The 5345-nt window shown below is 71.7% G+C and carries 4 protein-coding genes; 1 reads left to right on the plus strand and 3 read right to left on the minus strand.

Annotated features, from left to right (window positions below; translation table 11 throughout):
* The first annotated feature begins 148 nt into the window (after positions 1 to 148).
* The gene (locus ACFTQE_RS19810; RefSeq protein ID WP_376926678.1) at positions 149 to 1471 is read left to right on the plus strand and encodes a DUF4032 domain-containing protein; all 1323 of its coding nucleotides are present in this window, start codon (positions 149 to 151) and stop codon (positions 1469 to 1471) included.
* A gap of 90 nt (positions 1472 to 1561) precedes the next feature.
* Here the strand turns inward: ACFTQE_RS19810 and rlmB are convergent, their stop codons facing one another.
* The 3 genes from rlmB to ispD are packed head-to-tail and all read right to left on the minus strand — an operon-like array spanning position 1562 to position 5339.
* Positions 1562 to 2584, minus strand: a complete 1023-nt coding sequence (rlmB, locus tag ACFTQE_RS19815) for a 23S rRNA (guanosine(2251)-2'-O)-methyltransferase RlmB (protein ID WP_376926679.1) — start codon at positions 2582 to 2584, stop codon at positions 1562 to 1564.
* Positions 2581 to 4005: a cysteine--tRNA ligase gene (gene cysS / locus ACFTQE_RS19820; protein ID WP_376926680.1), complete on the minus strand. Its 1425-nt coding sequence runs from the start codon at positions 4003 to 4005 to the stop codon at positions 2581 to 2583. Before cysS ends, rlmB begins: the two co-directional genes overlap by 4 nt.
* A gap of 44 nt (positions 4006 to 4049) precedes the next feature.
* Positions 4050 to 5339: a 2-C-methyl-D-erythritol 4-phosphate cytidylyltransferase gene (ispD, locus tag ACFTQE_RS19825; protein WP_376926681.1), complete on the minus strand. Its 1290-nt coding sequence runs from the start codon at positions 5337 to 5339 to the stop codon at positions 4050 to 4052.
* Between the last annotated feature and the right edge of the window lie 6 nt (positions 5340 to 5345).

Below are 5345 nucleotides of genomic sequence, written 5' to 3' on the forward strand. Positions count from 1 at the left end.
CCTCAGGCATCCGGAGCGCCGCAGACCGCCCGGCTTGTCGCGCAGCCCGCCACTCTGGACGACGCGGTGGCCGCCCTGGTATCCGCGGCATCCGCGGCATCCGATCACGACGACGACGCATCACGACGACGACTACGCTGAGGCATTAATGAGCGGCTCACTCTCCATCACGTCGGCCATGGCCGATCCGGCACTCCTCGACCTCCCGTGGGACCTCCCGCTCGAGGCGTGGCCGAACGAGACGATCGCGGCGCTGCCGAAGGGCATCTCGCGCCACCTCGTGCGCTTCGCCCACCTCGGCGCGCACATCGTGGCGATCAAGGAGACGACGGCCGAGATGGCCAAGGGCGAGTACGAGATGCTGCGCACGCTGCAGCGCCTCGACATCCCGTGCGTCGAACCGGTCGCCGTGATCACCAACCGCACCGATGCCGAGGGCGATGCGCTGAAGCCCGTGCTGGTCACCCGGCACCTGCGATTCTCGCTCCCCTACCGGGCGCTGTTCTCCCAGACGTTGCGACCCGACACGGCGACGCGACTCGTCGACGCTCTCGCGGTGCTGCTCGTGCGCCTGCACATCGTGGGCTTCTTCTGGGGCGACGTGTCGCTCTCGAACACCCTCTTCCGCCGCGACGCCGGCGCGTTCGCCGCGTACCTCGTCGACGCCGAGACCGGCAAGCTCTACGAGGGCGGCCTCTCGAACGGCCAGCGCGAGAACGACCTCGAGATCGCCCGCGTGAACATCGCCGGCGAGCTCCTCGACCTCGAGGCGGGCGGCAAGGTCGCCGACGAGCTCGACCCCGTCAACATCTCGAACGGCATCGTCGAGGCGTACCGCAGCCTCTGGCTCGAGCTCACCGGTTCGGAGTCGTTCTCGAGCGCGGAGCGCTGGCGCATCAACGAACGCGTGAACCGGCTCAACGAACTCGGCTTCGACATCGAAGAGCTCGCGATCAAGACGGACGAATCGGGCACGACGGTGCGCATCCAGCCGAAGGTCGTCGACGCCGGACACCACCAGCGCCGACTGCTTCGACTGACCGGCCTGGACGCCGGCGAGAACCAGGCCCGGCGACTGCTCAACGACCTCGATTCCTACCGGGCGGCGTACGGCAAGACCGAGCTCGACGAGGAGATGGTCGCGCACGAGTGGCTCATGCGCGTGTTCGAACCCGTCGTGCGAGCGATTCCGCTCGAGCTCCGAGGCAAGCTCGAGCCGGCGGAGGTCTTCCACCAGTTGCTCGATCACCGATGGTTCCTCGCGCAGCAGGTGGGCCACGACATCCCGCTCGCCGAGGCCGTGAGCTCGTACATCAACACCGTGCTGCGTCACCGGCGCGACGAGGCGACCGTGATCGGGCCGCCGACCGGCGCGTTCACCGCGCCGATCGAGACGATCCCGTCGACCGACACGGCGGCGTTCGCCGCGCTCGACCCCGACGACGACGGCGACTGGCGCGCGAACGTCTGATCGCGGCATCCGCTCGCCGGTTCGCGCGCTCGGATGGCGCGACCGAAGCGGCACCGACGGGCGACTGCTCACCGGTGCCGCCCGAAGGGCTCAGCCGTCGGCGCGGAGCTTCGAGATCTCGTAGAGCGTGACGGATGCCGCGATGCCCGCATTGAGCGACTCCGTCGAGGCGGAGATCGGGATCGAGACGATCGCGTCGCACGTCTCGGCGACGAGGCGCGAGAGCCCCTTGCCCTCGCTGCCGACGACGACCACGATCGGGCGATCGGCCCAGCTGAGCCCGGGCAGCGAGACGTCGCCGCCACCGTCGAGTCCGAGCACGAAGACGCCGCGCTCCTTCAGCGCCTTGAGCGTCTGCGTGAGGTTCGGCGCCATGGCGACGGGCACGCGCGCCGCGGCACCGGCGGAGGTCTTCCAGGCGGCCGCGTTCACGCCCACCGAGCGGCGCTGCGGCACGATGACGCCCTGGCCGCCGAACGCGCCGGTCGAACGCAGGATCGCCCCGAGGTTGCGAGGGTCGGTGATGCCGTCGAGCGCCACGAAGAGCGGCGTCTCGTCGCGCGCGAGCACCTCGTCGAGCAGTTCGATGGGGTGCGCATACTCGTACGGCGGCACCTTGAGTGCGAGGCCCTGGTGCACGCCGCCCTCGCCGGCGAGCCGGTCGAGTTCGGGGCGCATGACCTCGAGGATCGGGATGCCGCGATTGGTGGCGACCTTCATCGCCTCGCGCACGCGGTCGTCCATCTCGACGCGCGCCGCGACGTAGAGCGTCGTGGCCGGGATGCGGGCCCGGAGCGCCTCGACGACCGAGTTGCGGCCGGTCACGATCTCGGACTCGTCGCCGGACTTCGCGCGCCGCGCCGCGCCGGACGCACCGCGGGGCGCACCCGGACGCTGGCCCGAGCCCTGCCCGGCGACGCGCTTGCCGCCGCTCGCGCTGTAGCGCTCCTGCGCCGCCTTCTTCTTGCCCGCGGGGTGCCAGGCGCGATCCTCGGCCTTCGGCGTCGGGCCCTTGCCCTCGAGGGCCTGCCGGCCCTGGCCGCCCGAGCCGACCTGCTTGTTCTTCGCCTTCCGCACGGCTCCGGCGCGCGACTTGCCGCTGCTGCCCTTCATAGTCCCAAGCTCCAATGCGTTCCGGTCGAACTGTCTTCGATGGTGATGCCCGCGGCCGAGAGTTCGGCGCGGATGCGGTCTGCGGCAGCGTAGTCCTTCGACTCGCGCGCAGCCTGTCGGTCTTCGATGAGGCGCGTGACGAGTGCATCGAGCGCGGATGCCGCGGGGCCCGAGTCGGCCGTCGCCCAGTGCGGGTCTCGCGGGTCGATGCCGAGCACCTCGACCATGGCCGAGACCTGCCCGTGCGCCACGGCGGCGTCGTGCAGCTCTTCGGCGTCGAGCGCCTGGTTGCCGGCGCGAACGGTGTCGTGCAGCACGGCGAGCGCCTGCGGCACGCCCAAGTCGTCGTCCATCGCCGAGGCGAACGCGTCGGGGATGACGGGAGCGCCGACACCCGCGAACCTGGTGCCGGCGAGGCGCCGTTCGACGCGCGTGAGGAATCCGCGGATGCGATCGACGGCCGCCTCGGCCTCGAGGAGCGAGCCCGGCGCGTAGTCGAGGGTCGACCGGTAGTGGGCGGCGCCGAGCAGGTAGCGCACCGCGAGGGGCGAGGCGAGTTCGAAGAGCTCGGCCGCGTACACGGAGTTGCCGAGCGACTTCGACATCTTCTGCCCGCCGATGTTCACGAGGCCGTTGTGCACCCAGTACCGGGCGTAGCCGTCGCCGGCCGCGGTCGACTGGGCGAGTTCGTTCTCGTGGTGGGGGAAGCGCAGGTCGAGGCCGCCCCCGTGGATGTCGAATTCGGTGCCGAGGTATCGCGCCGCCATTGCGGAGCACTCGATGTGCCAGCCCGGGCGGCCGTCGCCCCACGGCGACGCCCAGCTCGCCGAGTCGGGTTCGGACGCCTTGCGCCCCTTCCAGAGCGCGAAGTCGCGGGGGTCGCGCTTGCCCCGCGGGTCGGCGTCGGCCGCGGCCTCCATGTTGTCGCGGGCCTGGCGGGTGAGTTCGCCGTAGGCCGGCCAGCTCCCGGTGTCGAAGTAGACGTCGCCCGAGTCATCCGCAGCCGCATACGCGTGGCCGTGTTCGATGAGCCGCTCGATGAGCTGCTGCATCTGCGAGACGCTCGCGGTCGCCCGCGGCTCGTACGTGGGCGCCATGATGCCGAGCGAGGAATAGGCGGCCGTGAACTCGAGCTCGACACGGTAGGCGAGCGCCCACCACTGCTCGTCGGTGCCGTTGTCGGTGGCCGCGTTCAAGATCTTGTCGTCGATGTCGGTGACGTTGCGCACGAACACGACTTCGTTGCCGCGATGCGCGAACCACCGCCGCATGATGTCGTAGACGAGGGCGCTGCGCAGGTGCCCGATGTGCGGGCTCGACTGCACCGTCGGACCGCAGACGTACATGCCGACGCGCCCATCGCGCAGGGGCGCGAAGTCGCGCAGGGCCTGAGCCTTCGAGTCGTAGAGTCGCACGGTCACCCGCCAAGCCTACCGGCCGGGCGTGTCCGCCCCTGCGCGGCGGGTCAGCCGCGCGGCACGAGCATCGCGGTCGCGATGGCGGCGACGCCCTCGCCGCGGCCAGTGAACCCCAGCCCGTCGCTCGTCGTCGCTGCGACGCTCACCGGCGCGTCGAGCACGCGCGACATCAGCGCCTCGGCCTCGACGCGACGAGGTGCGAGCTTCGGGCGATTGCCGACGATCTGCACCGACACGTTGCCGACGCGCCACCCCGCAGCCTCGACGAGTCGCCGGGTCTCGGCGAGGAACACCTCGCCGTGCGCTCCGGCGAACCGCGCGTCGGCCGTGCCGAACACCTGGCCGACGTCGCCGAGGCCCGCGGCCGCGAGCATGGCGTCGCAGATCGCGTGCGCTGCCGCGTCGCCGTCGGAGTGGCCCGAGAGACCGCGTTCGCCCGGCCACTCGAGGCCCGCGAGCCAGAGCGGCGTCGACGGGTCGTCGGCGAAGGCGTGCACATCGCTGCCGGTGCCGACTCGCGGCCAGAGCCGAGCGGGCGACGGCGCCCCATCCGGTGCCGCGGACCCTCCAGCGTCGACGGCCGCCCGGCCGGCGGCCTCGGCGACGAGCTGCTCGGCGCGGTGCAGGTCGGCGGGCACGGTGATCTTGAACGCCCGCACATCGCCGGGCACGGCGTCGACGACCAGGCCGGTGGATGCCACGAGCGCCGCGTCGTCCGTGAACTCGCCGTGCGCCGTGGCGTACGCGTGGTCGAGCGAGGCGCGCGGAAATCCTTGGGGTGTCTGCACCGCCCGCAGGCTGGAGCGATCGACGGTCTCGAGCACGCGGCCGTCGTCGGAGACGCGCTTGACGGTGTCGACGACGTCGAGCGCGGGCACGATGCCGCGTCGCCGCGCGCGGACGGCGCCGACGACCTCATCGAAGAGCAGGCCGGGCGCGAGCGCGCGTGCGGCATCGTGCACGAGCACGACGTCGACGCCGGCGGGAAGCACGGCGAGGCCGTTCGCGACGGACTCCTGGCGCGTCGCTCCGCCGGACACGACGTCGAGCGCCGCGGTCGACGCCGCGGCGATGGGTGCGAACCGAGCCCGCGTCGACTCGATGCGCTCCCCCGGCACGACGAGCACGAGGTGCGGCGTCTCGCGCATGCCGAGCACGGAATCGACCGCGACGGAGAGCACCGTGCCGGAACCGAGCGGCACGAACGCCTTCGGCTCGACATGCCCGAGCCGGGTGCCGCTGCCCGCGGCGACGACGATGACAGCGATCGCAGAACTCACGGTTCGAGCGTACTCGGGCACCGGGACCGCCGCAGAAACGACGAACGGCGGGTGCATGGGCAC

Origin of the sequence: Agromyces sp. NPDC056965, assembly GCF_042673425.1 — a bacterium.
In the GTDB taxonomy this organism is placed as follows: domain Bacteria; phylum Actinomycetota; class Actinomycetes; order Actinomycetales; family Microbacteriaceae; genus Agromyces.

Bases quoted from the DNA above. Each gene is read 5' to 3' on its own strand.
- rlmB (WP_376926679.1), bottom strand. From the start codon at position 2,584: ATGAAGGGCAGCAGCGGCAAGTCGCGCGCCGGAGCCGTGCGGAAGGCG.
- ispD (WP_376926681.1), bottom strand. From the start codon at position 5,339: ATGCACCCGCCGTTCGTCGTTTCTGCGGCGGTCCCGGTGCCCGAGTAC.
- ACFTQE_RS19810 (WP_376926678.1), top strand. From the start codon at position 149: ATGAGCGGCTCACTCTCCATCACGTCGGCCATGGCCGATCCGGCACTC.